General features: G+C 44.9%; 1 rRNA gene. It reads right to left on the bottom strand.

The annotated features are described in order from the left end of the window. Positions 1-90: 90 nt before the first annotated feature. A 16S ribosomal RNA gene (locus LQU93_RS09785) occupies positions 91-1,601 on the bottom strand. Positions 1,602-1,911 lie beyond the last annotated feature (310 nt).

The raw sequence follows: 1,911 nt of genomic DNA, 5'->3' as shown, positions 1-1,911 counted from the left end.
CCTTCATCAATCTTTCAAAACTAAATAAGGATCAATTGAGACATTCCTTTATGATGTATATCTTGTGAGAGAATATACATTGTACTCTAGAAAGGAGGTGATCCAACCGCAGGTTCTCCTACGGTTACCTTGTTACGACTTCACCCCAGTCGCTGATTCCACTGTGGGCGGTAGCTAGTTTAGCATTCCGACTTCGAGTGAAATCAACTCCCATGGTGTGACGGGCGGTGAGTACAAGACCCGGGAACGTATTCACCGTAGCATGGCTGATCTACGATTACTAGCGATTCCGGCTTCATGGAGTCGAGTTGCAGACTCCAATCCGAACTGGGACATATTTTATAGATTTGCTCCATCTCGCGATATTGCGTCTCATTGTATATGCCATTGTAGCACGTGTGTCGCCCCGGACATAAGGGCCATGATGACTTGACGTCGTCCACACCTTCCTCCTCCTTGCGAAGGCAGTCTATTTAGAGTGCTCGGCCTAACCGTTAGCAACTAAATACGTGGGTTGCGCTCGTTGCGGGACTTAACCCAACATCTCACGACACGAGCTGACGACAGCCGTGCAGCACCTGTCTCAACATTCTAGCAAGCTAGCACTTTCGTATCTCTACAAAATTTGTTGGATATCAAGTCCGGGTAAGGTTCTTCGCGTATCTTCGAATTAAACCACATGCTCCACCGCTTGTGCGGGTCCCCGTCTATTCCTTTGAGTTTTAATCTTGCGACCGTACTCCCCAGGCGGTATACTTAATCCGTTAGGTGCATTACTGCCTTGACTAGCAAAGCAACAACTAGTATACATCGTTTAGGGCGTGGACTACCAGGGTATCTAATCCTGTTTGCTCCCCACGCTTTCACGCCTTAGCGTCAGTTGAGTTCCAGCAGATCGCCTTCGCAATGGGTATTCCTGGTGATCTCTACGGATTTTACCCCTACACCACCAATTCCATCTGCCTCTCCCTCACTCTAGATTATCAGTTTCCCAAGCAGTTCTATGGTTAAGCCATAGGATTTCACAAGAGACTTGATAATCCGCCTACGCGTCCTTTACGCCCAGTGATTCCGAGTAACGCTTGCACCCCCCGTATTACCGCGGCTGCTGGCACGGAGTTAGCCGGTGCTTATTCGTTAGGTACCGTCATAGTTCTTCCCTAACAAAAGGAGTTTACGCTCCGAAAAGTGTCATCCTCCACGCGGCGTTGCTGCTTCAGGGTTTCCCCCATTGAGCAATATTCCCTACTGCTGCCTCCCGTAGGAGTCTGGACCGTGTCTCAGTTCCAGTGTGACTGATCATCCTCTCAGACCAGTTACGCGTCATAGCCTTGGTGAGCCATTACCTCACCAACTAGCTGATACGATATAGCCTCATCCTACACCGAAAAACTTTCCCAACTTAACTTGTGCTAAGAAGGAGTATGGAGTATTAGCAGTCATTTCTAACTGTTGTCCTCCAGTGTAGGGCAGATTAGCTATACATTACTCACCCGTGCGCCACTAACTTCCAGGAGCAAGCTCCCAGTCGTCCGTTCGACTTGCATGTATTAGGCACGCCGCCAGCGTTCACTCTGAGCCAGGATCAAACTCTCCATATAAAATTGTAAGATCTAGTAAAAACCAAATCTCAGTTTTTTATTATGAAGTTTTTAATCTAAAAACTTTTAATTTTTTAATTAGTTTTAGTTTGTTATAATTAACAAACTGGCTCAATCGATCACTTATTTAGATTTCAAAGATTGACTAATAGTTTAACATTTATAATTTAAAAGAACAACGATAAAAAGGAAAGCTTTATTAACTCAGAAAGGGTTAAAAGTGGTTTCTCTCAACTCGTGAGCTGGAATTATATAAGAGTAATGCTTAAAAAGAGATTAAAAAAATAGTGAATTTGGGGGAAATTTGAAA

Origin of the sequence: Campylobacter majalis, assembly GCF_905120465.1 — a bacterium.
GTDB classification, from domain to species: Bacteria; Campylobacterota; Campylobacteria; order Campylobacterales; family Campylobacteraceae; genus Campylobacter_A; species Campylobacter_A majalis.
Note: the sequence above shows the minus strand (reverse complement) of the source record. Positions and strands in the feature narration are given on the sequence as shown.